Genomic DNA, 24,175 nt, shown 5'->3' with positions numbered 1-24,175 from the left:
GTGGCCGGGGCCGCCCTCGGCGTCAGGTCCGGCCCGGCCAAGCCCTCGGCGGCTGCGGCGGCGCGCGCCTGTCGGCGAGCCCCGTGATGGACACCACACCTGAGAAGGGGGCGCCGAGCCGGGGCGCACACCCGGCGTGCGCCTTCGTCCATGGCCTCGGTACCGCCGTTGCGGTTCCCGCGCGCCGCTGCTTCGGGAGGCAGTGGCTGCCGCCGACTTCCCTGTCGAAACAGTGAGGCGGCTGCCGGACCCGGCAGCCGCCTCACTGGTGGTCATGTGGTCCGGTCAGCCCCGGACGATGTTCTGTGCCTGCGGCCCCTTCTGGCCCTGTCCGATCTCGAAGGTGACGTGTTCGCCTTCCTTCAGCTCGCGGTACCCGTTGCCCGTGATCTCGGAGTAGTGCGCGAAGACGTCGGGACCTCCGTCGTCCTGCGCGATGAAGCCGTAGCCCTTTTCGGCGTTGAACCACTTCACAGTGCCGCTGGCCATCAAACAAACCCTTCGTTCATGCCCAGGAACAGCCCTTCATCCGGGCATGCTCCGGCCCCTTCCCAACAGGGCCCGCAACCGTTCTACCCCACGCCGTTTCTCTCATCCGACTGACGACACAGCTTCTTGGCTGAACACCGGCGAGGGGGGCCAGTGCGGCGGTCGCCATCAGGGGTCTTGCCCGAGCGGCACATCCCCGTTCCCGTCACGCCGACCTGACGGGGGACCATCTCCCGGACCACGACGCGCCGGACCACGTCGCCGTCACGGCTCCGGCTCCGGCTCCACCCAGGATCGGCCGGACGGCCCTGGCGACAAGGCGCTCGAAAACCAGTGGAGCGGCGCCGCCGTAAGCCACTACCGTGCTGCCGAACCAAGTCGTCTGGGCAAGGACGTGCCGTTGTACACCGTGTGAGACCCCCCGAGCGCTGATCTGTCGCGCGTCGCGCATGCGCGCCGCGCTGCTTTTTGCTGCGGACTTCTCACTGAAACCGGTGTACTTCTGTGCACAACAACTGGCTGGTCGTGCCCACCTGCCTGCCGCTCGTTCTCCGCCGTTGCCACGCATGCGCCTGCGAGCGCTTCCGGGCCGGCGGCAAATTCCGCGTCAACGCCAACCACAAGCTCATCGACGCCTGGCTCCTCGTGCTCTGTACCGCGTGCGGGGAAACCGCGAAGCTCACGGTCCTGGAGCGGGTGCACGTGCGCACCGTCCGACCCGAGCTGCTGGACCGGCTGCATGACAACGACCTTGGACTGACAGCCGAACTGTTCCAGGATCCGCTCCTGCAGCGCCGCAATCGCATCGCCCTCGACTGGGACGACGCCTGGCGCCTCGACACCGGCGGATCGGCTCACCTGGACCGCGAGGTGATCGATGTCTCGGTCCGCTTTGCGGCGCGGATCCCTGTCCGTCCGGTACGGCTGATCGCCGAAGGCTGCGGTCTTTCACGGGCCGAGGTCGAGAGACTGATCACTGACGGGAAACTCGTTTCGGCAGTCCGCCTGAGCGGCAAGACCTCCGGGGACTTCACCTTCACGCTCAAGCGCTGAGCCCTCCCCGGGACCAAGGGCCTGTCCGGCAAGCTCCGCCGGACAGGCCCTGACGGGACCGCGCCCGGCGGGGACCAAACACCAGTCCGGCCCAGGCGGCCGCCACCACCTGCTCAGGGAGTTCGTCACCCTGGGCTGCCAGCCCAGCCGGGGCGCGATGTGGTGGCGCTGACGTGCAGGGTCTGCTCGTAGTCGCCGTTCGAACTCGTACGGCAGTCCCAGGAGCAGCTCCGACACCTCCGCGAGCGCGGCGTCGGCGCTCAACAGCCCCACGATCTCCTCCCATGTCCCCACCAGGTCGGGGACGAACATGGTCGTCCTTCGCTCTGCGGTTTGAGAGTCCGCTTGTGACGGCCCGCCGCGTACGCGCCGTAACGCCGCCGGGTCGCCGCGTCCGCGGTGTCGAAGGGCACGATCACCCGGCCGATCGCCACCCGTCCCGGCCGGTCCGGTCCCACCAGGCGACGGTACTCGCGGATCAGTGTCCGCTGCGCGGTGGAGAAGTCATCGGTGCCCTCGCCTGCGACGATGTTCCCGCAGAGCAGGCTCAGCCCCTGCTTGCCCGCCCAGTGAGCCGAGCGCCGGCTGCCGGCTCCGTACCAGGTGCGGTCGACCAGACCGGGGCTGTAGGGCCGGAGCCGAGGCCGCTGGGTTCCGCCCGGTGTCTGGATGACCGTGCCCTCGCCGCCCAGGACACGTCCACGCACGCACTCGGACGATACGGCTGCACGAGAGGTCCAGGGCTGGTCAGTCGCTGTCATGGACCAGATGCACCGTCAGTTCCGCATGCGGCATGCAGCCCCAGGGCGTGTGCCTGGAGGGACAGTTGGGAGACTGCCGGCCCGGTGTCGTGTGCGGCGCGATGGTGCGGCGTGCCGTCTTCAAGGCGCTCCACCGCCACTGTCGCGACCAGCAACGAAATGTTTCCCGCCCACCGTTGGTTGCCGGGCACAAGAGTGGCGAAGATCCGCCGGTACGTCGTGTCGTGGCGCCGCCCGACCAGGAAGCGCCACGGCTGCGAGTTGCGGGCGGAGGGGGCCTACCGGGCAGCCTCCAGCAGTGACACCCGCTCTTCGTCCGTGATCGTGCGGGCCGCGTCGAACGAGCGCGGGCGACTCGACCTGAACGGCGCAGTTCACCTGGGCGTGCGCAGGCTTCCCGAGCGCTGCCGGCCCGGTGGAGGCGGGCCGGGGCGGCCCGCCTCCACCGGCCTTCTGGCCGTACTCGCCGGTGGTGGTCACTGGGGTGTGCAGGGCGCAGGGCCGCGGGCAGCACGGCGGCGCCGGTGACCGGGGAGTTTCACGTCGACGGCGCCGCCGAGAGGCCAGAAGGTGCCGGCCAGGGGAGGCTTCGATGGCCAGGACTGGACGGCCCCGGTCCTTCGACACGGACGAGGCCCTCGACAAGGCGATGCGGCTGTTCTGGACCGAGGGCTGCGAGGGCGCTTCGCTGAATGAGCTGACCGAGGCCATGGGCATCAACCGGCGCAGCATCTAAGCCGCGTACGGCAACAAGGAACAGCTGTTCCGCAAAGCCGTCGACCGCTACCTCGAAGGCCCTGGCGCGTTCGTCGCCGAAGAACTGGAGCAGCCGACGGCCCGAGCGGTTGCCGAGACGATGCTGCACGGCTGCGCCGACGCCTACACCACACGCGGCTGCCTGCTGGTTCAGTCGGCGCTGGCCTGCGGCCCGGAGGGCGAGCCGGCCCGCCGCGACTTAGTGCCGCGGCAGGCAACGTTCGCCCCGTCGCGACGCCCGGCACGCTCCCCCACTGCCTGAAAGGCGTGGGAGGTGCCCCCACTCGCCGCACCGGCCGAAAGCCCGAGTACGTCCAGTACGAGGACTTCCGGCCGGCACACCGAGAGCACGCACCGAACGCCGCTCCTTGACGGGCAAACGTTGCCTGCCGCGGCACCAGCCTCCCGACGGGAGTCCGGGATCGGCGCCCTGCGCGCCCGCTTAGAGCGCGCCCAAGCCGAGGGCGATCCGTCGTCCTCGGCCGACGCGGACGCCCTGGCCCGCTACCTGACAGCGGTGGGGCAGGGCATCTCGGTGCAGGCCGCCGACGGTGCAAGCCGTGGGGACCTGTACCGTGTCGCCGACCAAGCCCTCGCCTCCTGGCCGGCCGACTGACGCCGGCCGCCCACAGCGCCGCCCACTCGCCGAGGAACGCCGAGACGGCGGCATCGCCCTGCGCCGCGCAAGTCCGCAGCAGCCGGGAGCAAAGCCCCGACGGTCTCCGCACACTCCACGGACGGTCAGCAGCGTATGAAACGGCGAGGCGGCTGCCGGACCCGGCAGCCGCCTCATCGGTGGTTGTGTCGTCGGGTCAGCCCCGGACGATGTTCTGTGCCTGCGGCCCCTTCTGGCCCTGTCCGATCTCGAAGGTGACGTGTTCGCCTTCCTTCAGCTCGCGGTACCCGTTGCCCGTGATCTCGGAGTAGTGCGCGAAGACGTCGGGACCTCCGTCGTCCTGCGCGATGAAGCCGTAGCCCTTTTCGGCGTTGAACCACTTCACAGTGCCGCTGGCCATCAAACAAACCCTTCGTTCATGCCCAGGAACAGCCCTTCATCCGGGCATGCTCCGGCCCCTTCCCAACAGGGCCCGCAACCGTTCTACCCCACGCCGGACACCCGCCGCCAAGTGCCGCATGCATCCGGGGCCCACCCCGGCCGGCGCTTTGCGCCGAGACCATCCACCTCGGCCCCATCCGCACCCTGCCAACCCGGCCCTGACAACGCTCGCTGAAAGCGTGCACCTGCCGCTTCGAAGCGGGGCCGAACCCGCTCTCCGCGAACAGCACCGGTGCGGCTTCTCGCCGGGCTGGACCATCCGGGGCTACCAGGACTTTCTTGACCTGGCCCCGTTCGAGGCGGCGTTCTGTTTCAAGTGCCATGAGGTCCGTATGCACGGCATCGCAGTGCCACCCGCGTTGACCATGCAGTTCTTCCACGCGGACAGCCGGCCGGCCCAGGTCCTCCTGGCTCACTTCCGCGCGGCCGCCCCGCAGCTCGCCTTCAGGACGCGCCGGCGCACGTCATCGCTGCGAAGGGTTCTGGCCCCCCATCACATGCATCCGAGCCCGGGCCGCGCCGCATTGCTCGGCTGTTGACGACCATCTCGCCGACCCTGCGCTGCGCGAGGCACCCAGGCCCCTTCAGAAGCGAGCCGCCAGGCGCCGGCCGTCAGCGGTGATCGAGGGCACGTCTCGTCGTCGGCCTCAGCCGACGCATTCCTTCTTGTCGGCTGTCGCCTTCGGTATGTCTATCGGGGCCTCGTCCGCGGCGGTGATCGGGGTTCCCGGGGCCTGGAAGTCACGGCCCAAGGTGAGGATCATGTCCGCTCCGTTCCCCGCGTCGCTCTTGCCGGGACGGAGCGCCGAGGCGGGCAGACCCATTATCGCCGCGAGGGCCCGGGCCTGATCGGCCTGGTCGGGAGCGTAGTCCAACGTCGTCCGGTCCTGCTTGCCGCTGGATGCGTTGCCGCCATTGGTCGAGTGGATGACGCCCTTGGTGTTCTGCAGCCATTTCAAGGTGAGCTGGGCCGCACCCTGGGGGCCGCCTCCGTTGTAGATGAGGACACTCACCTCGGAGGGGTCCGCCTTGACGCCCCGGAGCTTGGAGTCGCCGGTCTTGGGCTTCTTCTTGACCTCGGTCAGCGAGACGTCGTTCTTGATCGCCGTGAAGAGCTGCGGTGCCTTGGTCTCGTCCATGACGACGGTCGCGTGGTAGCCGACCTCTGCCGGGTTGTCCTTGACGGGGAGCGTCGTGAAGGCGATGTGCTCGGCGTCGACACGGCTCAGGTCCTTGGCGAGATCGGTGAGTTTGCCGACGCCGCCTATGCCGGTGTCCACGGTGAGTGATTTGGTCGCCGCGTTGGCCAGTTTGTACAGCTTCTGCGGGTCGGTGAGGGTGTCCCCGGACTTCATCTGGCGGATCATCGACCCCAGGAACTGCTTCTGCAGATCGATGCGGTCCAGGTCGCTGCCGTTCTTCAGCGAGTGCCGCGTTCTGACGAAGGCCAGGGCCTGTTCGCCTTGTACCGTGTGCGGGCCGGGCGGCAGGTTCAGATGCGACCCCTCACCCTTGGAGTCGGTGTCGTGGATGGCGTGCGTGAGACATATCGGCACCCCGCCGACCGCCGTGGACAAGGTCTTCACCGCCTCGAAGTCGACGAGGATGAAGTGGTCGACCGGCAGGCCGGTGAGCTCGGTGACGGTCCGCATCGTGCAGCCGGGGTCCCGGCCGATCTGACCGAGGCTCTCATTGAAGCGTGGAGCGAACTTTTCTTGTGGCGTGCCGGGGATGACTTTGGTCGAACCGTCCTTCTGCTTGGTCGGGCAGTCCGGGATGCCGGTGACCATGTCACGCGGGATGCTCATCGCGGTCGCGTGCGATCGGTCCTTCGCCACATGGAAGAGGATCGTGGTGTCGGCGTGGCCGACATTGTCGGAGTCCCCGTACTTGCCGTCGAGGCCGGCCCGGCTGTCGGTGCCGATGACCAGGATGTTCAGCGCGCCGCCGCTGCCCCCGCCTTTGTCGCCGGCCGTCCCGATGTCCACCGTGGTGATGTTGCCGTCGAGGTGCCGGTACAGCAGGTACGCGCCGCTGCCGCCGGCGACAAGCACGAAGCCGAGCGTGCCGGCCGTCCACAGCAGCGCCTTCCGCTTCGTGGACCGCTTTGCCTTGCGGGGCGTCGCCGCTCTCCCGCGGCGGGCGCCACGACGATCCGGGTCGGTTTGCTGCTGCTCCTCGCGGCGCGCCCGACGTCCGCCCTGCTGCGGAACCGAGGGGGGCGGGACGTCCCCTGCGTCCAGCCGCAGCCGGTACTCACCGGTCTGCGGGTCGAGGACCCACTGGTCCGCGGGGTCGATGTTCCTGCCGCCTTGCGTGTCCACGGTCCTCCGTCTGTGCCCTGGCGCGCCATGGCCGTCTATCGCCGTCGGGTCGTCCCCAGGCCAGCCCCAGGGACATTGTGATCAGTCATCTCTACATAACTTGTGCTTACGCTCAGTTGGAGGACATGAGGTTGGTCACAAATAGGTCTCGATGATCATCGGCCGAGGCGCGCGACACGGCCCGGGCACTCATCTCGGGACCGGAGTCTCACCCCCATGGTTGGCTCCAACTCGCGTCCATACGCACTTCGGTGGGAACGCGGCCCCCTTCGTCCGTCTCGCGACAGTGCACTGCCGTAGGAGCCCGGAGGGACCCTCGATCTGGTTGGCCCAGGACGCGTAGGGCGGGGTGAAGTGCAGCTCGCCCCGGTTTTTCCTCGCCCAGCGCCGGATCTCGTTGCCCTCGCGGGCCGACGAGTTGTCCAGGGTCTCGTAGACAGGGGCGCCATCCGATACCGAGCGGTCCGGAGTCGACCAACGCGGACACCCGACCGGGAAACCCTCCGCCACCTCCTCCATGCGTTCCAGTTCCGCCCCGCGTGCCGTCCAGTCCCTAAGACGCCGTTTCGTTCCGGTGATTGTTCAGCCGGCGGATGTCCTTCGGTCACTCATACGTCGTAGTGACCAATGCCATCCCTCTAGATTTCGCGACATGACTAGATCAATTCTCCGTCGGAGCGCGCTCGTGGCGACCGCACTGAGTCTCACCCTGACCGGGGCGGTGGTCGGCGCGGGCCTGTCTGACGACGGCCCCTCGTCCGGGATCGGACTGGCCGCGGACAAGGACGGTGCCCTGGCCCAGGGCGGCCCCGACGTGTCACACATCTACGGCGGAGGCGGCAAGGGCGGGCACACGTCGGCTGAGCGCGCCTACCGCGACCTGCTCGACCACAGCCGTGATGCCAAGATCCTCACCGCGGCCCACCGGGGACAGTGGCGCGACGCCCCCGAGAACTCGCTGCCGGCGATCCGGGCCGCCTTCCAGCACGGCGCCGAGATCGCCGAGATCGACATCCAGCTGACCAAGGACGGCGTGCCCGTTCTGATGCACGACACCACGGTGGACCGCACCACCAACGGTTCCGGCAGGGTCGCAGACCTGACGCTCGCTCAGGTCAAGGGCCTCCGGCTCAAGGAGGGCCTGGGCGGCTCGCAGGCGGCGGTCACGGACGAGCAGGTCCCGACCCTCGAAGAAGCCATGACGCTCGTGAAGGACCGCGGGCTGGTCAACCTCGACAAGGGCTGGCCGTTCCGCGAGGAGATCTGGCACGTGCTGGCCGAAACCGACACGGTCCGCAACGGCATATACAAGAGCTCTGCACCGGTCGCCGAGGTCAAGGGCTTTCTCGCCACCCACCGTGGCGCCGTCTACATGCACATGATCAACGACGACAACCTGGCCCACGTCACCGAGTTCGGCGACGACCAGCCGGTCGCCTACGAGGTCAACTTCGGCAGCATCGCCGATGCCGTGGCCCGCAAGCCGTTCCTCGACTCCCTCGCCCGGCACAGCCGCGTGTGGAGCAACACGATGTGGAACGGCCTGGCTGACCGGATGACCGACGAAGCCTCGCTGATCGACCCGCTGCGCGGCTGGGAAGGCCTGGTGCGCGGCTTCCACACCAGCATCTTCCAGACCGACGACGTGGAGAAGCTGGAGGCTTGGCTGCGCACGGGCGAGGGCGACCCGGTCCCGCACGGCAGCGTACGGGTGCAGGCCGAGGACTTCCTGCCCGGCGAGGGCATCGGCTACCACGACAACGACACGGCCAACGCCGGCGGACTGCGGATGCGTCCCGGCGAGGGCGTCGACCTCAGCGACGCCGACGGCAACGTGCGGGTCTCGTGGATGCGAGGTGGTGAGTGGCTCAGCTACGAGGTGACGGTTCCGCGCACCGGAACGTATGCCGTCTCCGCCCGGGTCTCGTCCCCGTACTCGCCCGCCGGCACGTACACGCTCTCGTTCGACGGTGGCGCGGAAAGCGACCGCGTCGCCGTGCGCAACACCACCAGCCACAACAAGCAGGTGCTGCAGCCGAGCGGCGTGACCCGGCACCTCACCGCAGGACGCCACACCGTCCGGGTGAACCTTCCCGCGGACGCCTACCAGAACTGGAACCTCGACTACCTCCAGTTCGAGCCGGTCCGCCGCTGACCGGCTCGAACCAGGACCCACGTCGAACCTCAGGGCTGTCGGTACGGCCGGGGCAGCGTCGCTGCATCCGGCCGCACCGATCGGCCACCCAGGCTCTGCGAGCGCAGGCGACCGTTTCGGGCGGGTCCAGCGAGGCACCGCGCGCCGGGACGGCAGCACCCCGGTGGTTCTGGGCGAGCCGTGCCACGACGTTCCGGCGCGGGTCGCGGGGCCGGCACGACGACCTACGTTCCTGGGTCCGTCGCAGATGGCGCCTTCTTCCCCGCGTTCACGCGCCAGGGCACGGTGGAGCCGGTCACCGGTTGCTCTTGCCGAACCGTGCGATCGCCTCCAGGATCGCGACCTGCATCGTGGGACTGCCCGTGTGCCCCGAGTCGTCGATCACCATCAGCTCTGCGTCCGGCCAGGCTTCTGACAACTCCCATGCGGTCTTCAGCGGACTGCCCAGGTCGAGTCGCCCGTGTATCAGCACGGCCGGGATACCAGCCAGCCGGTGCGCGTCACGGAGCAGTTGTCCGTCCTCGAGCCACGCATGATTGGCGAAGTAGTGCGCGCAGATCCGGACGAAGGCCAACAGCGCGTCGTCAGGCTTGTCGCTGTAGGTGCCCGGGCGACCAAGTACCTCGTGGGCGATGACGGCATCCTCCCAGGCGCACCAGTCCTGCGCCGCCTTCATCCTGACCGCCTCGTCCGGACTGTTCAACAACCGGTCGTAGGCTGCGACAAGATCGCCGCCTCGTTCCTCCCCCGGCAGGGCGTCGCGGAACGCCGCCCAGGGGCCGGGCAGCAGACGTCCGACACCGTGGTAGAGCCAGTCGATCTCCTCTGGACGCGTCATGGTGACGCCGGCGATGACGATCTCCGACACCCGCTCGGGATGGCGCTCAGCGTAGGCGAGGATCAATGTCGAGCCCCAGGAGCCGCCGTAGAGGAGCCATCGCTCGATACCCAAGTGCTCCCGAAGCCGCTCCATATCGGCGATGAGGTGGTCGGTGGTGTTGTGATCGAGGCTGACCGACCGGTCGGAGGCGTGAGGCCGACTTTCGCCGCAGCCACGTTGGTCGAACAGGACGATCCGGAAGACCTCGGGATCGAACATCTCGCGACTGCCGCGGCGCCCTCCGCTGCCGGGACCGCCGTGGACGCACAGCGCTGCCTTCCCATCGGGGTTCCCGCTGGTCTCCCAGTAGATCTGGTTGCCGTCGCCGACATCGAGCAGGCCGTGGGCATACGGTTCGACGGACGGGAAGGGCTGGGTCATGACGCTTCCTCCTGACAGGTCGAAGCAGAACCTTGCGAGGCTAGTCGACGGCTGGAGCGACGTCTCCCACTTTTTCTCTTGGTCAAAGGACTGGTCGCCTGCTGGGGCAGCTGGTCTTGGCGGCATCGCGGACCGTCAGGGGAGCCGCGGACCGGGACTCCCTTTGCCCGAGGCAGCGTGATCAGGAGACGAACACAGTCGGGTGTCCCCGCAACTGCCTTGACCGCCGAGTGGCCCGGCCGCTCCTGATGCAGGATGGTGGTGACGCCATCGCCCATAGGGTGAAGAACATGGCAGGGACTGATCGGGCAGAGAATGAGGCGGAGCGCGCGGCGCTGCGTGATGTATTGAGCGAGTTGGATGCGTGTCTCGCCAGGGACGCCGAGCGCGGGTCCGGACGACGTCGTCGGTGCGGGCTTCTGGTGGAACAGTTGCGGACAACCGCAGCCGCATTCCTGCAACCCGAGTTGGAGCACCGCCTCGCCCGTCACGTCGACGCCGATGATTCCTTCGCGCGAGACCGAATAGCCCACGTCCTGGCGGGTGCCTGTGGCGAAGCCGCTCTGCCCGCCCTGCTGCGGGCGAGAGAGACAGATCGCAACGACGACGGCGACACAATGGAACTGGACGTTCTTGGCTTGTTCGAGGCGTGGCCCGAGACCTCGCTGCGGCTGGTTCTGGGCTGCACCGACTCGGACGAGCCCAGGACGCGTCGGGTCGGTCTCTGGGGCCTGAGCATCCTCGACTTCGGTGGGACCAGGCACTTCGAGCTGATCGCCGGCGCGGCCTACGACCCGGACCCTCAGGTTCGTGCAGACGTGATGAGCACCCTCGGCTCCATCTTCGGCTCGGGCGATCCCCAGCGGGCCCGGGCCATCCTGATCGCGGGCACCTCCGATGCCGCGCCGGAGGTCAGGAGAGCTGCTGTGGGAGCCCTCAGCTCGGTGCGCGATGAGATGGTCACCGACATCCTGGTGGTCCGCGCAGGCGATCAGGATCGGTGGGTCCGGTACTGGGCTGCCTGGGCACTGGCTCGAAGGCCGGCCCCCGAGGCCCGAGCCGCGCTGGAACGCCTCACGGCAGATGAGGACGCGGTGGTACGAGATGCCGCGCGCGAGGTACTGGCTCTGCCGGTCAAGTTCGCCTGAACTTGCTCCCTGAGCGGTTGCGCCCAAGCGGTGCGGCCGCGCGGCACCCTGCCGGGCGCGCGCGGCCGCCGATGGCATCATCGGCACGAAGTCTGTGCACGCTACCGCTGCCTGCACGCGTCACGTTGGCCCGTACCCAGGGGCCGCTTCCGGCGGTGCGGCGCACTCCGGGCTTCCGGCGCCTTGGACAGCCCGCCCTGCCCATGGACCTGACCGGCAGTCGGACGGCCCCTCACCGCCTCAACTGGCCGGCAGTCGGACGGCCCTCTCACCGTCTCAACCGGACGTCTGCGGAACAGCCCCAGTATGCAGGCGGATGGCACACCCCGTCGGGGAACACCTGGTCTCCCGACGGGGTCACGTTCAGTCCGACCGGACCGCCGTGGGCATGGCGGTCACGCCGCCTGCCGGGACGTCGGCTGCTGCGAGACGGTGCCGTGCGTACGGCGTGTGCGTGCACGCAGCACAGCCTTGGTCATCTCGCCGGTCCACAGGATCGCCGAGCCGACGGAAATGGACGTCAGCCACTGACCAGGGGTGAGGTCGGTGGTGGTGAAGAAGCCGTGCAGCGCGTCGGTCTCGACGATGACGATGAGCAGGGCGATCACCGCGCCCGTGGCGACGAACGCGGAGGTGTTGTGCAGCGATGCACGGCTGAAGACGCTACGGGTGTCGTGCCGCACGTTGAGCAGGTTGAAGACCTGGAAGAACACGAAGGTGACGAAGGCCATCGTGCCCGCAACGGTCGCTTCGCCCAGTTCCGGTTCGGGACCGGGTGCCCAGACCAGCACCGCCAGCGTGCCGGCCGCCATGACCGTGCTCCCCAGCAGGACGCGGGCAAGGCGCTGCCGGCTGAGGATCCGTTCGTCGGCCGCGCGGGGAGCGCGCTTCATCGAGTCCGGGCTGACCGGGTCGACGCCCAGAGACATGGCGGGCGGGCCGTCCATGACCAGATTGACGAACAGGATCTGCAGGGCGGTGAAGGGTGCCCCGCCGGCCAAACCGGTCAGTGAGGCGATCAGGAAGGTGGCCACGAAGCCCAGAGCGGTGGAGACCTGGAACCGGGTGAACTTCACGATGTTGTCGTAGATGCCGCGGCCTTCGCGGACCGCGGACACGATGGTGGCGAAGTTGTCGTCGGTCAGCACCATCGTGCCGGCCTCCTTGGTCACCTCCGTTCCCGTGACACCCATCGCCACCCCGATGTCGGCCTTGCGCAGCGCGGGGGCGTCGTTGACACCGTCGCCGGTCATGGCGACCACGTCACCGCGGGCTTGCAGCGCCTTGACGATGCGCATCTTGTGCTCGGGGGACACCCGGGCGACGACGCCCACCTCGTCCAGCCGCTCCGCGAGGGCGGTTTCGTCGCCGATACGGTCCAGGTCGGCGCCGGTCACTGCGTCTCCGGGGATGCCGAGTTCGTGGGCAATGGCGCCGGCGGTCACCGCGTGGTCACCGGTGATCATGCGGACCTTGATTCCGGCGTCGATGCACTCGGCGATCGCCGTGCGTGCCTCGGGCCGGGGCGGGTCGACGATGCCCACCATGGCAGTCAGCACGATTCGGTCGAGCAGATCCTTCGGCTCGTCGGGAGCCTCGAAGCCCTCGGCGGGGAAATCCTTCATGCCCAGCGCCATGACCCGCATGCCCTGTTCGGCGAGCGCGGCGTTGTCCCCCTCGAACCGACGGCGGGCCGCGTCGTCGAACGGCAGGATGCCCTCCTCGCCGACAAGACGGTCCGCGCGGTCTGCGAGGACGTCCGGGGCACCCTTGACGAAGCACCGGACCACTGCGCGCCCGGAGTCGTCCGTCCAGTCGTGGAAGGTTGCCATGAACTTGTAGTCGGAGTCGAAGGGCACCTCAAGGCGCCGCGGCCGTTCCTGCCGCAGTCCGGTCACGTCGATGCCGCCCTTCTCGGCCAGGACCACCAGGGCGCCCTCGGTCGGGTCACCCACGACCTCGCCGTCGCGGATCACGGCGTCGGTGCACAAGGCCATCGCCGCCAGTGCGTGATCCAGGGCCTGCGGCAGGGGTTGTTCGTCGGTGGGGGAGATACGACCCTGGGAGGAGTACCCCTCGCCGGAGACGGTGAGCCGACGGCCGGCCAGCAGCATTTCCCGCGCCGTCATCTGGTTCAGTGTCAGCGTGCCGGTCTTGTCCGTGCAGATCTGGGTTGTGCTGCCGAGGGTTTCGACCGACGCGAGCTTCTTGACGATCGCCCCCTTCTTGGCCATCCGGCCCGTGCCCATCGCCAGGGTGAACGCGACCACTGCGGGCAGCCCCTCGGGGATGGCCGCGACCGCCAGCGACACGGCACTGATGAACAGTTCCCCGAAGTCCTGCCCACGCACCAAGCCGAGGGTGAACACCAGGGCGATGACCAGCCCGGCGATCAGAGCGAGGGTGCGGCTGAGTGCGTCTATCTGACGCTGCAGGGGTGTCGGACCGGGTTTGGCCGAGTGCAGCATGTCGGCGATACGGCCGGTCTCGGTGGCCATACCGGTGGCGGTGATCGTGACCTCGCCGCGCCCGCGCGTCACAGCGGTGTTCATGAACACCATCGTCAGCCGGTCGGCCAGCGGGGCGTCCTGCGCGACCTCGGCATCCGCGTCCTTGGACACAGCCTGCGCCTCGCCGGTCAGGACGGACTCCTGCACCTCCAGGGAGAACGACGTCAGTAGCCGTCCGTCCGCAGGTACCCGGTCGCCCGGCGCGAGGGTGACCACGTCCCCGGGGACGAGTTCACTGGAAGCCAGCTGCATCAGGCGGCCGTCGCGGCGGACCGTGGCGTGAGTGACCGTCATCTCACGCAGGGCGTCCAAAGCCGCTTCGGCGCGGGACTCCTGTACGAACCCGATCGTCGCGTTGAGCAGCACCACCACAGCGATCGCGATCGGTGTCTCCCACTCCCGGGACACCACAAGGCTGACCAGCGCGGCCACCAGCAGAATGATGATCAGGAGGTCCTGGAACTGTCGGAGGAAAGCCCGCCACCGGGGCTCACGCGGAGCCTCTTTGAGTTGGTTCGGCCCATGCTCCGCCAGCCGCCTGGCCGCCTCGTCCGAAGAAAGCCCCGCATCGGGATCGACAACGAGTCGGCCCGTCGCGTCACTTGCAGGCAAAGCATGCCAGGGCGATGGTGTGGCGGCAGTGTCGGAAGGCAACATTGATCCATTCTGTATCGGGTGGCCGGGCATGCGCACCGTACCCACCGTTGGGGAAATGCCAATCGAGCGGCACCCCACTTAGGTGGGCGACCGCCCGCTCCATTCGACCGATTTAGGGTCGCCAATCACAAGCGCCCGGACGGGCAACTCCTGCAGGTTCGAGAAAATCATCAGGTTGTGATCCGAGTGGAAAGGACCTTCGAACCTTCTGCATATGCCGTACGTCATTTCCGCACAACTGTGCGGAGAGGGCGGCTTGTCGGCCAGACAATTATAGGTTCAGGCCAGGGGTCGGAATGCGTATTTTCGGCTGGCCCAATCGGGCCTTGTCCCAATGGGGCCAGATGCGGGCGACGTGAGGTGCTCGGTGGTCGCATCTCGTGGCTGTCGATCTGCTGAGCCCGGTGGGGCGCGGTGCCATGACCTGGCCGTTGCGTTTGCGCCAGGCGGCGCGCCGCAGTGTTCCTGAGGCCCTGGTCACGCTTTTCTGGACCTGGCAAAGAATTGGTAAAGGAGACATGTGTCACACGCTGGCTTTTGTCACATCTGACCGTGCCGTCGCGGTCAATTGAGTGACAGGCAGGTGCGCTTCGCGGTTGTCGGTCGATGCGCAAGGACCTGACTGGTTGAAAACCATTTGCCACGCAGCCGTTCCAGGCGGACGCGCAGATCAATGCAGACCTGAAGATTGCCATTGGACGGCAGGAATATGGGAGGAACAAATTGACGGGCAGGGAGGCCTTCGATACCCATGACGAGCACTGGTCCCATCGTGCGGGTGACAGAAGCCGAAAGGTCGACGACATGCGACCCGTAATCGCCCGGCGTAGATCGGTGACGTGCCGGACGCTCATGCGCCTGATCAGGGCAAGCAGGCGTTCGCGTGTCCTGACGCAGCTCCATTACGACAGCACAGCCCCGTACGCGGTGTCCGTGCTGTTCAACGTCAACACCGATGCGCCCGTCGAGTGGGTACTCGGGCGCGACCTGATGTCGGCCGGCCGACACGAGCTCAGCGGTGCGGGCGATGTTCGCGTCTGGCCTTCCGAGATACTCGACGGGGTGGTGTTCATTTCGTTGCGGTCGGGGGCGGAGATGGAGGTCCTGGCGGCTTCCGCGAGAGCGATCGACACATTCGTCGAGCGGACCCACCAGGTAGTGCCCCCGGGAGAAGAAGAGCAGCACCTGGACTTGGACGGCGTCGTCCGCCGCCTGATGGACGAACCGTCGTGACAGACCGGGTCGGCGTGACGAAGGTGTCGGCGTGTCAGGGCTCGTCGTTGTCACCGGTGACGCCGTCAGCGAGACGTTCAACAGTGCGCTGAAGGGAGAGTGCGTCCACCGGCACACCTTCGTCACCCGCACCGAAGTCGGCCTGCGGATCACGACCCGAAGCTCCGGCCTCTGCAACACGTACCGCCCACACAGCGTGATTGGATACCGGAGCCTGGTCGGTTACGAACACGACCACCGAGCCAACTTCGCTCTGGGGCGGGCTATATGGGAGATCTCCAGAGTTCGAGGCGGTCGAGAGATCAGATTCCCGTCGGCACGGTCACTGCATCGAAGAAGCATCGGTGCCAGCACGCGAACCGGCCTACTTCCTGGGTGACGGAGCCAGCAGCGCGGCGGATACCAGTGTCTGTGTAGAGAGCAAGGTCAAGAGGGCGACGCGTTCACCCGTGGTAAACATGCTGAGGTGCTGGAGGTGGTAGATCAAGTGGAAGACACAGAAGGTGAGCCAGCCCGAGCCAACCGTGGTGACGAACCGGTCGCTGTCAGCAAAACGCATGGCCGCGGTTGTCACGACCGCTAGGGCCATGTACAACGCGGCCATGTCCGTGACCAGATGCTCGTTGTACGGACCGAGGCGAGTCTGCCATGGCGCGCCGATGTGAGGAAACGTCTCGTACCAGAGTTCAGGCGCGAAGTAGGCCCATACATGCCCCAGACAGGCGAACACCAGAGTGCCGAGAAGTACGCGTCGTGTTGCAACTTTTCCCATACCTATAAGACACGTCGCCTGCCGCGTCTGTGACATGCGGTTCGCTCCTGCTTCAGCAGGGGCGGGCAAGCGGGGTCGGCCAACTACCTCGCGGACCGGACGTCGCCCGGTGCGGGTGCGGGTGCGGGTGCGGGTTCGGGTGCGGGTGCGGGTGCGGGTGCGGGGAAAGGGTAAGTTCCTGGCGTGCGTCAAGTAGGACTTGACGGCATCTGCCACCCGTGTTCGGGCCATGACTGACCTTGCCGCGTGATTAACAGCCTCAAAGTGCGACACGAAGTCGCACACGTTAAGTGGGAAAGCCACGAAGGAAGGAGAGATGTGCTGACCCCGGATTAGTGTCCGTATCCGTTCCCGCGCTCACATGCGTCGCCGGTAACAGCGGGGTGTGAAGCTGAGCGTTCAAGCCCAAGAATTTCCCGGCCGCCGGGAAATAACAGGCGAGGGAAAGACTGGACGGGTGAACCGCGTGAACCCCTGTTGATGTCTCGTAAGGTTGAAGCTGCCTGGTGGTTTGCAGTCGGCAGCTACAGAACCCGATGCTGAGAGGCGTCAGGCGACTTCCGGAGATTTGAGACCGGAAGGAGGACACCGCCGGTTTCGGGATAGAGGGGGCACCCACCCCAGTCGCAACTTACGTGTGTGGAACGTGGAAACCCCGATGGAGTCCGGGCCACAGCCCGGTAAGCCAACCGCAAGGAAGGCCCAACTCTCCAGCGGGAACAGGATGGTCCAAGAAGCGAATGCCGGTAGATCGAAAGATCAGGGGAAAGTTGGAGGCAACCTTCACGCCTCCGGTCATAACCCGCCGGATACGGGTCCCAGTGACCCGACCCGAAAGGGTGCCCACGTGGACCAGGTGAGCCTTTGCAGTATCCCGAGTAAAGCAGCCGGAACCTGGCGGACAAGTTAGACGCGAAGGAGGAACTTACAGTTGGAGTTACCCAATCCTGTTCGGACTTCCATAGCGAACGGACCCCAGGGCGGAAATCTCGACTGGCACAGCATCAACTGGGCCGAAGCCGAGGAGAACGTACGGCGTCTGAGACAGAGGATCTTCAAAGCGACACAGGAAGGGGACCTCAAGAAGGTCCGCAATCTGCAAAAGCTCATGCTGAGAAGCCGCAGCAACACGCTCGTGAGCGTGAAGCGGGTGACACAGCAGAGCAGAGGCCGCAAGACGGCAGGGATCGACAGGGAACGCGCTCTCACTCCCAAGGCGAGAGCACGGATGGCAGTTGAAATTGACGGCCAAACACAACCCTGGCGGGCCAAGCCCGTCAAGCGGGTCTACATCCCAAAGAGCAACGGAAAGCAACGACCACTCGGAATCCCCGTCATGCGTGACAGGGCCATCCAAGCACGTGTGAAGAACGCGTTGGAGCCTGAGTGGGAAGCTCGGTTTGAATCACGCTCTTACGGATTCCGGCCGGGCCGCGGCTGCCACGACGCCATCCAGGCGATCTTCAGCACCGCGAAGGGCAAGGCGGCCAAGCGCCAGTGGGTACTGGACGCCGACCTGGCTGCCGCGTTCGACCGCATCGACCATTACCACCTGCTCGAAGCCGTTGGGCAATTCCCAGCCAGGGAATTAGTCCGGCAGTGGCTGAAGGCTGGTGTGGTCGATGACGGACGCTTCACCCGGACCGAGGAGGGAACCCCTCAAGGCGGCGTGATCAGCCCTTTGTTGCTCAACATCGCTCTGCACGGGATGGAGGAGGCCGCAGGAGTCCGCTTCGCCACCCGCAAAGGAAAGGTCATGTGGGCTGCGAAAGGAACTCCGATCCTGGTGCGATACGCCGATGACTTCGCCGTGTTCTGCACGAGCAAGGAGGAGGCGGAGACCGTCAGGTCACGCCTGGCGGAATGGCTGCAACCCCGAGGACTTCGCTTCAATGAAGAGAAGACGCGAATCCTCCACCTGTCGGACGGGTTCGATTTCCTCGGGTTCAACATCCGCCGCCATGGCGACAGCCTGATCATCACGCCCAGCAGGGACGCGGTCAAGAGAGTCCGGAAGCGACTGAGATCCGAGATGCAAGCCCTCTTAGGGCAGAGCATCACAGTCGTACTACGCCGTCTGTCCCCTATCGTCAGGGGCTGGTCCGCGTATTACCGGACAGTGGTGTCCAGCCGGACGTTCTCGGCGCTGGACAGCTATGTGTGGACGCTCACCTACAAGTGGGCCAAGCGCACCCACCCGAAGAAGTCGAAGCGTTGGATTGTGAACAAGTACTTCGGCAGGCTCAACCGATCCAAGATGAACAACTGGGTATTCGGTGACCGTGCCACGGGCGCACACCTTCCCAAGTTCGCCTGGACCAACATCAGGCGGCATCAGTTGGTCAGGGGTAAGTCGTCACCTGACGATCCCGCACTCCTCGACTACTGGAGCCAACGCCGTCAGACGCGCACACCACCACCGATGGACAAGATCAGCCTTACTCTGGCAGCCCGCCAGAAGGGCGTCTGCCCACTGTGCGGTCAAGCGCTCATCGCCGGCGCGGAATATGAGCCTGACAGCCCACGCGAGTGGATTGACTGGTTCGACGCGGTGAAGAAGCGGTTGCATAAACACCACTTCACCTACCGGCGGCATGGCGGCTCTGATGAGAGCAAGAATCTTCGGCTCGTCCACTCGGAATGCCATCGCCAGCATCACGCAGGCGACAGCGACCGGAAATGAGCAGAACCTGTGAAGCCTTCGGGCTTGCTTGAGCCGTGATGCTTGGAAACAGGCACGTCCGGTTCTGAGGGGGCCGGGTCACGGCGACGTGACCCGGCTACCCGACACCAGGTAGGCGAAGTTCAACCTGCCGCGGCGTGCCTACTCCATACTCTTGGCTGCCTGCGTAGGTGCCGCGTTGGTGTGTTGGGGGCGCCTGGGTCCTTCCGCCGCACCGCTTCCTGATGTCATCCGGTCACTGCGAGGAAGAAGTATGGCGGCGATCACCGCACCGACAGCAGTGATACCGAGGGCTGCGAACGCCAAGGTGTAGCCGCCTTCGGCGGGGAGGCCGCTCGGGAGTGTCTGGCTGCCTACGATGGTGCTGACGAGTGCCGTGCCGATGGCGCCGCCAAGAGTACGGATGTTGGTGTTCATACCGTTGGCAGCGCCGGTCTGATGTCGAGGCACGGTCGTCATGATGATATTGGTCATTGTGGCGAACGCCAGTCCGAAACCAAGGCCGACGACGGCCATGGCCAGCATGACCGACCAGTACTGCGCGTGGGCGAAGGCCAGGATGCCGAATCCCACGACGCTGAGCAGTGTTCCCAGCAACAAGATGTGTCGGGCAGACAGGCGCAGAGAGAGCCGTGAGGTGGCCAATCCGGCGCAGAACATTGCCGCGGTGAGCGGCAGATTGATGAGCCCGGCCTCAGTCGGACTGACGCCGAAGCCGTAGCCGGCAGAGGAAGGGGTCTGTACGTAGTAGGGCAGAACTGCCATCAGTGCATACATGCTCATGCCGGACAGGAGGGCGACCAGGTTGGTTGGCCACACCGCCGGGAGACGCAACATCCGTACGTCGATGAGGGGGTTGCGAGCACGCATTTCCACCGCGACCCAAGCGACGAGGAGTAGGCCGGCAGCGACCAGCAAGACGATCACTCGGGTGGATCGCCAGCCCCAGGTGGAGGCCTGTGCCAAGGGGACCAGGAGGGCGATCAACCACCCTGCGAGCAGCACGGCGCCGGTCCAACTGATGCGTCCGGTTTCGCGGTGGGAGGACCGAGGGACCAGGACCCGGACCCCGAGAGCGGCCCCGACAGTGACAATGCCTGGTATCCAGAACAGGGCTCGATAGTCCAAGGCAGTGGTGATGGGGCCTGACAGCACGGACCCGAGGCCGCCGCTCACGGCGAACAGAGCGGCGAGTACTCCCACCGCGCCGGGAATGCGTTTGTCGGGCAGCTCGTCGCGGATGACGCTGAAGGCCAGCGGTACCACTCCGCCGCCGACGCCCTGGAGTACGCGACCCGCGATCATCAGGCCTATCCCGGAGGAGAACGCCGCGAGAAACGAGCCGGCTGAAAGCGCCAGGAGCGACAGCAGTATCACCTGCTGCTTTCCGAAGCGGTCGCCGAGACGGCCCAGCAGCGGGGTGAAGATGGCTGCCGACATCAGACAGGCGGTCATCACCCACCCGACTACGTCCTGAGAGACGCCGAGATCGCGCTGGATCTCCGGTAGGACGGGGATGATCAGGGACAGCACCAGCGCATACGCAGACACTGCAACGGACAGCACCAGCAAGAGTGCGGCCCTGGCCGAGGGGAGTAGGCGGGGCAGGAAGGACATGACTCTCCAAGAGAGAACGCAGGACAGCCCGCTTGCTGATGCATGTGGCTCTGTCGACGAGACCGCGCGAGGGCAGGCCCTGCGGTGGTTCAGCGGGTCGGATTGCAGCTGAGCGACACCAGCGGCAATGAATGCGTAGGACCGAGAAGACTGTGCGGTGGATCCGACGCAGCGGCGCGCAAGCGGGGCCGAGGATGCTTTGACCGTGCGCGTCGTCTGCGTACCTCGACGCGGGGGCGCACGGGTGCCCAGCAGGCCCGGCAGAGCCTTCGGTCACTTTCCAAGTGGCTGACGCAGTACGCCGTCGGGATCGTAGCGCTTCCACAGGTCGACGACCCGCGCGCCGGTCGGTCCGGGATAGGCGCTGGCCATCATGCTTTTGCTGGGATTGCTCTGAAGACTCGCATACGTCCCATCCGAGTATGGGGCGATGGTGTCCCATGCGGCTACCAGTTCCTGCTGCGCATCTGGTGGGAACGTCGAGGCAATGACCATCGTCTGTTGGTGGCGGTGTGCGTACGCGGTGGCTGACGGATCCATGTCGTTGACAGCACCGCCAAGTGAGCGCATTTGAAGGAGGACTGGGTCGGGGCCGCTGGCTGCGGCGACCAGTGCGCGGGCAGCATCGGGGGTGAGTTCGGTGAAGAGTCCGTTGGTCGTGTGGGAAGGCATCTGTCCCGTGTTCGATTGCATCTGCGCGGATGCAATCAGGTTCGTGTACGGAACGACGTGTGCCTGCTGGATGGTGACCTTGCCGATACCGAGGAGCGGCTGAATGGCTCGCATGATGCGCGCCTGCTCATCCGAGGCAACGACCGCCGTGATGAACGCGACCGGAGTCACCGAATGAGAGGAGAGCATCACTGACGTCGACAGCTCGCGTGGCGCCTTTGCCATGGCGACCTCCCAGCGCCGCAGAGTGTCGCCGGCCCGGTCGACCCCGGCAACGAGCTGAACGAATCCGACGTCTCCGAGCTCGATGGCCTCTATCTCAAAGGCAATTGCGACGCCGGCGCCGGCGCCTGCCCCACGCATCACCCACAGCAGATCTGGCTCGGTGAGGTGATCGGCCCGAACCATGGTGCCGTCGGCCAGGACAACCTCAACTGCACGGACGCGGTCGATCGTGAGACCGAAATGTCGAACGAGCCACCCGATGCCGCCAGCCGTGGCGAGCCCTCCGACGCCGACGTTTCCATGGTCACCCGAACTGATGGCCAGCCCGGACGAGGAGAGCGCCTGGGTAACCTGCCCCCAGCGAGCGCCGGCCTCGACACGCACCAGGCGGGCAGCGCGGTCGAGCACGTCGACCCTGCTCATCGCGCTCAAATCGATGACCAGCCCGTCGGTGTTCGTGGCGCTTCCGGACAAGCCGTGCCCACCGCTGCGGATGGCGACCGACAGACCCCGCTCGCGAGCCAGCCGCAGCGCCGCGGCAACGTCAGAAGCGCTTTCGGGCAGGACAACGGCAGCGGGCGCACCAACGGTGGTATAGGTGGAACACAGCATGCCGTAGCGCCGGTCGTCAGGGGTGACGACCTTGCCGACGAGTCCGCTCGGCGCTGCCCCGAGGACCACGGTCATTGACCGCCCCAACGAACCATGGCACGGTCAACTGCCACACGGGTGACTGCGGCGGCAGAATCGTGGATCTGGTGATTCGGCCCGCTCTTCGTTGGCGACTCGGCTCTGTCAGACATGGCCGATCGCCGCGGCTGCAGACCGGTGGCACCCGTGGGAATCGGGATGTGTGCGCTCTCACCCTCGCCCGGTCGGCCGTTCAAGGACCACTTCTCGAAGTGCCCCAGCCCGTAGGGGTGGTGCATGACGCGGAGACATGCCGAGGCAGTCAATGTGCCTCGGCGACCAGGGCAGGGGGTTGGTCGTCGGGACCTGTCTCCTGGAACGCCACTCGGCCCGAAGGTGAGGCTTTGTCCGTAATCGGTCATGCGTCCACGGTTCACCAGGGCGGACCGACCAGCAACAGCACAGTAAGGTGCTAACTAATAGTAAGTGAGGGTGGCGGTGGAGCAGAACGCCCAATTTCAACGTCGCGAGCCTGGTGCTGTACGCGACGACACGTGCCCCAGTTTTCAAGGTGTACTGGAACTCGTGGGGAGCCGCTGGACCGGGTCGATCTTGTTGGCCGCATCCCTGGGTGCCCGGCGGTTCGGCGAGTACCGGAGTGCGATCGAGGGCATCTCCGACCGACTGCTGGCGCAACGCCTGAAGGAACTCGAGGCTCAAGGGCTCATCGATCGTGCTGTGATGCCCAGCATGCCGGTTCAGATCCGCTACGGTCTCACCTCGGACGGCCAGGCGCTCATCGCTGCGCTTGAGCCGTTGGCGCAGTGGGGCGCTCAGCGGTCCTCTCGGCAGGATTAGCCGTCGGGGCGCCGGTCGGCGAAGGTGTGACGACTGGCCCGGGCGGGTTGGTGGCGGCCTCGCGCGGTCGCAGCTTTCAGGCATCGATCTGCCATGTCGGGGCGAAATATGCGTGCCATCGTTCGGCAGTCGAGAGCGAGGCGCTTACTAATGATTAGTGACTAACCGGCTTGTTGCAAGCCAAAGACTTCCGATGCACGGTTGGCACACCGCCGCAACAGGGCTCTCGTTGCCGTCACGTGACACCCAGTCCGACTCGGGGCCCCGGATCGGCGAACTGATGTCCGTCAGGCTGACGGGCGGCCGCTTGTGTGCGTCAGTGGCCTGCCTGTGCGCCGATGCGGGCGTGGGACTCGTGGAGTCCCTGGCCGGCGCCACCTATGTCGAAGTCGATTGAACGGTGGCACGAGCAGGGCGCCGCGGCTGCTCGATCCTGCTGGCTCTGGGGGTGCCGTAGCCCTGCGGGGTTGCTGTGCTCGAATAAAGTAAACGCTCGCTATCAAGGATCGATCCAAGGTAATCATTTACAGCGATCAACCAGTTGGTCTACGGTGACTGCCGGGTTCGAGCCAACGGTGGCCGCCCATCACACGAAGGAGAGACAATGTCGTCCCCTGCCAAGCTCGCTCACGTCGTACTGCGGACGCAGCACCTCTCGGAGATGCGTGACTGGTACGTGACCGTGCTCGACGCCAAGGTGATGCACGAGGACGCGGCTTCCGTCTTCATCACCTACGACGACGAGCACCACCGAATCGCGCTCGCCAACATGGCCGATCTCGAGAACCCCGAGCACGGGGGCTCGGAACAGCCGGTCGAGAAGCGGGAGAAGCCGGCTGCGGCCACTGCCGACACCGACATATTCGAGGCGCTTGCCGGTCCGTCGACGGGCTTGTTCCACATCGCCTTCACCTACGACACCCTCGATGAGCTGCTGGGCAACTATGAGCGGCTGGCCGAGGTCGAGATCTGGCCTGTCCTGGCGATGAACCACGGTGTGACCACGTCGATGTACTACAGGGACCCGGAAGACAACCTCGTGGAGTTGCAGATCGACAACTTCGCGACGGCTGAGGAGGCCGAGGACTTCATGCAGGGCGAGCTTTGGCTTCGCCGCCCCGGTGGTGTTCCCATCGACCTTGACGACCTCGTCAAGCGCTTCCGAGCTGGTGAAGCCTTCGAGGAACTGGTCAAGCCGACCTGGTGACCCACCCGAAAGCCCCCTGCCGTATGCGCCTTGCGGATTCGGCAGGCAGGGGCCTGCGTGACTCCTGGCAGGCCCCTGGCTGGTGCGGCGGACGTCAATGGGACAGC

Annotated in this window: 22 protein-coding genes; 11 read left to right on the top strand and 11 right to left on the bottom strand. The window is 66.4% G+C overall.

Annotated elements, in window-relative coordinates; genetic code table 11:
• Positions 1–285 precede the first annotated feature (285 nt).
• Positions 286–489 carry a cold-shock protein gene (locus tag DN051_RS02040; RefSeq protein ID WP_053760623.1) on the bottom strand — a complete coding sequence of 68 codons (204 nt, stop codon included), beginning with the start codon at positions 487–489 and terminating at the stop codon, positions 286–288.
• Positions 490–993: 504 nt separating this feature from the next.
• Here DN051_RS02040 and DN051_RS02035 point away from each other — a divergent pair.
• Entirely contained in the window at positions 994–1,542 is a 549-nt protein-coding gene (locus DN051_RS02035) for a DUF1062 domain-containing protein (RefSeq protein ID WP_112437757.1), read from the top strand.
• 260 nt (positions 1,543–1,802) lie between these two features.
• Here the strand turns inward: DN051_RS02035 and DN051_RS02030 are convergent, their stop codons facing one another.
• Positions 1,803–2,249 carry a hypothetical protein gene (locus tag DN051_RS02030; RefSeq protein WP_112437756.1) on the bottom strand — a complete coding sequence of 149 codons (447 nt, stop codon included), beginning with the start codon at positions 2,247–2,249 and terminating at the stop codon, positions 1,803–1,805.
• 646 nt (positions 2,250–2,895) lie between these two features.
• Between DN051_RS02030 and DN051_RS47505 the strand changes: the two genes are divergently transcribed.
• Together DN051_RS47505 and DN051_RS02015 are read left to right on the top strand one after the other, a co-directional pair.
• Positions 2,896–3,039 carry a hypothetical protein gene (locus DN051_RS47505; protein ID WP_342781526.1) on the top strand — a complete coding sequence of 48 codons (144 nt, stop codon included), beginning with the start codon at positions 2,896–2,898 and terminating at the stop codon, positions 3,037–3,039.
• Positions 3,040–3,441: 402 nt separating this feature from the next.
• Complete coding sequence (locus tag DN051_RS02015; RefSeq protein WP_246040858.1) at positions 3,442–3,675, top strand: hypothetical protein; 234 nt, start codon at positions 3,442–3,444, stop codon at positions 3,673–3,675.
• A 196-nt stretch (positions 3,676–3,871) separates the two neighbouring features.
• Here DN051_RS02015 and DN051_RS02010 read toward each other — a convergent pair whose 3' ends face one another.
• Entirely contained in the window at positions 3,872–4,075 is a 204-nt protein-coding gene (locus DN051_RS02010) for a cold-shock protein (RefSeq protein ID WP_053760623.1), read from the bottom strand.
• A 220-nt stretch (positions 4,076–4,295) separates the two neighbouring features.
• Here DN051_RS02010 and DN051_RS46315 point away from each other — a divergent pair, with 220 nt between their 5' ends.
• Positions 4,296–4,655, top strand: a complete 360-nt coding sequence (locus tag DN051_RS46315; protein ID WP_246040856.1) for a hypothetical protein — start codon at positions 4,296–4,298, stop codon at positions 4,653–4,655.
• Positions 4,656–4,763: 108 nt separating this feature from the next.
• On the opposite strand, the gene DN051_RS02000 is transcribed toward DN051_RS46315, so the two are convergent.
• Entirely contained in the window at positions 4,764–6,440 is a 1,677-nt protein-coding gene (locus tag DN051_RS02000) for an LCP family protein (RefSeq protein ID WP_112437755.1), read from the bottom strand.
• Between the two features lie 685 nt (positions 6,441–7,125).
• Between DN051_RS02000 and DN051_RS01990 the strand changes: the two genes are divergently transcribed.
• Entirely contained in the window at positions 7,126–8,595 is a 1,470-nt protein-coding gene (locus DN051_RS01990; protein WP_246040855.1) for a glycerophosphodiester phosphodiesterase family protein, read from the top strand.
• A gap of 295 nt (positions 8,596–8,890) precedes the next feature.
• Here the strand turns inward: DN051_RS01990 and pip are convergent, their stop codons facing one another.
• The gene (gene pip, locus DN051_RS01985; protein WP_112437753.1) at positions 8,891–9,856 is read right to left on the bottom strand and encodes a prolyl aminopeptidase; all 966 of its coding nucleotides are present in this window, start codon (positions 9,854–9,856) and stop codon (positions 8,891–8,893) included.
• Between the two features lie 290 nt (positions 9,857–10,146).
• Between pip and DN051_RS01980 the strand changes: the two genes are divergently transcribed.
• Positions 10,147–11,004, top strand: coding sequence for a HEAT repeat domain-containing protein (locus DN051_RS01980; RefSeq protein WP_162624795.1), 858 nt, complete (start codon positions 10,147–10,149; stop codon positions 11,002–11,004).
• A 395-nt stretch (positions 11,005–11,399) separates the two neighbouring features.
• Here DN051_RS01980 and DN051_RS01975 read toward each other — a convergent pair whose 3' ends face one another.
• Positions 11,400–14,171: a cation-translocating P-type ATPase gene (locus tag DN051_RS01975; protein WP_112437751.1), complete on the bottom strand. Its 2,772-nt coding sequence runs from the start codon at positions 14,169–14,171 to the stop codon at positions 11,400–11,402.
• A 380-nt stretch (positions 14,172–14,551) separates the two neighbouring features.
• Between DN051_RS01975 and DN051_RS44845 the strand changes: the two genes are divergently transcribed.
• The gene (locus DN051_RS44845) at positions 14,552–14,743 is read left to right on the top strand and encodes a hypothetical protein (RefSeq protein WP_162624794.1); all 192 of its coding nucleotides are present in this window, start codon (positions 14,552–14,554) and stop codon (positions 14,741–14,743) included.
• Here DN051_RS44845 and DN051_RS44840 read toward each other — a convergent pair.
• Entirely contained in the window at positions 14,736–15,074 is a 339-nt protein-coding gene (locus DN051_RS44840; RefSeq protein WP_162624707.1) for a hypothetical protein, read from the bottom strand. The genes DN051_RS44845 and DN051_RS44840 overlap by 8 nt on opposite strands.
• A gap of 30 nt (positions 15,075–15,104) precedes the next feature.
• Here DN051_RS44840 and DN051_RS01970 point away from each other — a divergent pair, with 30 nt between their 5' ends.
• A complete protein-coding gene (locus DN051_RS01970; protein ID WP_246040851.1) occupies positions 15,105–15,404 on the top strand; it encodes an SsgA family sporulation/cell division regulator in 300 nt (99 codons plus the stop codon).
• Between the two features lie 34 nt (positions 15,405–15,438).
• Here DN051_RS01970 and DN051_RS44835 read toward each other — a convergent pair whose 3' ends face one another.
• The gene (locus tag DN051_RS44835; protein ID WP_162624792.1) at positions 15,439–15,642 is read right to left on the bottom strand and encodes a hypothetical protein; all 204 of its coding nucleotides are present in this window, start codon (positions 15,640–15,642) and stop codon (positions 15,439–15,441) included.
• Positions 15,643–15,768: 126 nt separating this feature from the next.
• A complete protein-coding gene (locus DN051_RS01960) occupies positions 15,769–16,212 on the bottom strand; it encodes a hypothetical protein (RefSeq protein WP_162624791.1) in 444 nt (147 codons plus the stop codon).
• Positions 16,213–17,107: 895 nt separating this feature from the next.
• Here DN051_RS01960 and ltrA point away from each other — a divergent pair.
• Complete coding sequence (gene ltrA / locus DN051_RS01950) at positions 17,108–18,859, top strand: group II intron reverse transcriptase/maturase (protein WP_199314792.1); 1,752 nt, start codon at positions 17,108–17,110, stop codon at positions 18,857–18,859.
• A gap of 141 nt (positions 18,860–19,000) precedes the next feature.
• On the opposite strand, the gene DN051_RS01945 is transcribed toward ltrA, so the two are convergent.
• The gene (locus tag DN051_RS01945; RefSeq protein WP_112437747.1) at positions 19,001–20,476 is read right to left on the bottom strand and encodes an MFS transporter; all 1,476 of its coding nucleotides are present in this window, start codon (positions 20,474–20,476) and stop codon (positions 19,001–19,003) included.
• 273 nt (positions 20,477–20,749) lie between these two features.
• Positions 20,750–22,060 carry an FAD-binding oxidoreductase gene (locus DN051_RS01940; RefSeq protein ID WP_112437746.1) on the bottom strand — a complete coding sequence of 437 codons (1,311 nt, stop codon included), beginning with the start codon at positions 22,058–22,060 and terminating at the stop codon, positions 20,750–20,752.
• Positions 22,061–22,501: 441 nt separating this feature from the next.
• On the opposite strand from DN051_RS01940, the gene DN051_RS01935 reads away from it, so the two are divergent.
• A complete protein-coding gene (locus DN051_RS01935) occupies positions 22,502–22,861 on the top strand; it encodes a winged helix-turn-helix transcriptional regulator (protein WP_053762237.1) in 360 nt (119 codons plus the stop codon).
• Positions 22,862–23,522: 661 nt separating this feature from the next.
• Positions 23,523–24,068 (top strand): VOC family protein, encoded by a 546-nt coding sequence (locus tag DN051_RS01925; protein ID WP_246040850.1) that lies wholly within the window; start codon positions 23,523–23,525, stop codon positions 24,066–24,068.
• The last annotated feature ends 107 nt before the right edge of the window (positions 24,069–24,175 follow it).

It is taken from the genome of Streptomyces cadmiisoli (genome assembly GCF_003261055.1).
GTDB classification, from domain to species: domain Bacteria; phylum Actinomycetota; class Actinomycetes; order Streptomycetales; family Streptomycetaceae; genus Streptomyces; species Streptomyces cadmiisoli.
This window is presented reverse-complemented; position numbering and strand designations above follow the sequence as displayed.

Bases quoted from the DNA above. Each gene is read 5' to 3' on its own strand.
- DN051_RS02040 (WP_053760623.1), bottom strand. From the start codon at position 489: ATGGCCAGCGGCACTGTGAAGTGGTTCAACGCCGAAAAGGGCTACGGC.
- DN051_RS47505 (WP_342781526.1), top strand. From the start codon at position 2,896: ATGGCCAGGACTGGACGGCCCCGGTCCTTCGACACGGACGAGGCCCTC.
- DN051_RS02010 (WP_053760623.1), bottom strand. From the start codon at position 4,075: ATGGCCAGCGGCACTGTGAAGTGGTTCAACGCCGAAAAGGGCTACGGC.
- pip (WP_112437753.1), bottom strand. From the start codon at position 9,856: ATGACCCAGCCCTTCCCGTCCGTCGAACCGTATGCCCACGGCCTGCTC.
- DN051_RS01980 (WP_162624795.1), top strand. From the start codon at position 10,147: ATGGCAGGGACTGATCGGGCAGAGAATGAGGCGGAGCGCGCGGCGCTG.
- DN051_RS01975 (WP_112437751.1), bottom strand. From the start codon at position 14,171: ATGTTGCCTTCCGACACTGCCGCCACACCATCGCCCTGGCATGCTTTG.
- DN051_RS44840 (WP_162624707.1), bottom strand. From the start codon at position 15,074: ATGGAGCTGCGTCAGGACACGCGAACGCCTGCTTGCCCTGATCAGGCG.
- DN051_RS01960 (WP_162624791.1), bottom strand. From the start codon at position 16,212: ATGTCACAGACGCGGCAGGCGACGTGTCTTATAGGTATGGGAAAAGTT.
- DN051_RS01945 (WP_112437747.1), bottom strand. From the start codon at position 20,476: ATGTCCTTCCTGCCCCGCCTACTCCCCTCGGCCAGGGCCGCACTCTTG.
- DN051_RS01940 (WP_112437746.1), bottom strand. From the start codon at position 22,060: ATGACCGTGGTCCTCGGGGCAGCGCCGAGCGGACTCGTCGGCAAGGTC.
- DN051_RS01925 (WP_246040850.1), top strand. From the start codon at position 23,523: ATGCGTGACTGGTACGTGACCGTGCTCGACGCCAAGGTGATGCACGAG.